Source organism: Anoxybacillus sp. UARK-01, assembly GCF_002075365.1.
Classification (GTDB): Bacteria; Bacillota; Bacilli; order Bacillales; family Anoxybacillaceae; genus Anoxybacteroides; species Anoxybacteroides rupiense.
On the sequence record NZ_NASY01000035.1, the window covers coordinates 1 to 527 of the forward strand.

The 527-nt window shown below is 37.6% G+C and carries 2 protein-coding genes; one reads left to right on the plus strand and one right to left on the minus strand.

The window, feature by feature from the left end; genetic code table 11:
• Window positions 1-195, plus strand: a 195-nt coding sequence (locus B6A27_RS07305) for an IS3 family transposase (protein ID WP_139788091.1), incomplete at its 5' end; no start/stop codon positions are given.
• 20 nt (window positions 196-215) lie between these two features.
• Here B6A27_RS07305 and B6A27_RS18615 read toward each other — a convergent pair.
• Window positions 216-527: thioesterase II family protein (locus tag B6A27_RS18615; protein ID WP_369824152.1), on the minus strand; the 312-nt coding region annotated here is incomplete at its 5' end.

Below are 527 nucleotides of genomic sequence, written 5' to 3' on the forward strand. Positions count from 1 at the left end.
TCGTTTCATAGCCTAATCAAGAAAGAGTGCATTTATCTGAATCGATTCCGCACGCGGAAAGAAGCGAAACAAGCCATTTTTGAGTACATCGAATGCTTCTACAATCGCAAAAGAATTCATTCAGCTCTTGGCTATGTATCGCCATATGAATTTGAGGCTGCTTACTACGCTAATCAGAGAAAAGTAGCTGCCTAAGTTCAGCTATTTCTCTCTGTTTAACGTGTCCGTTTTCTTGACATAACACCACCTCCATCGAACAATTTTATTTCACAATTCGCTGAGCTTAATTCGGTCCAGTCCTCAAGTTCAGCTATTTCAATTCTGTCATCTTTACCTCCATAGATTGAAATTGGGAAAGGAAGAATCTTTAACTCCCCTTTGTAAAGATAAGTTTCAGCTAACTTTTCATCAGCCCGCATGGTAGGAATCATCAATGACAATAATTCTTTATTTTTTAATAATTCATCAGACAAACCACCAAATTCATTTACTCGAGTTAGAAACTCACTATCGGGTAAGTGATATCT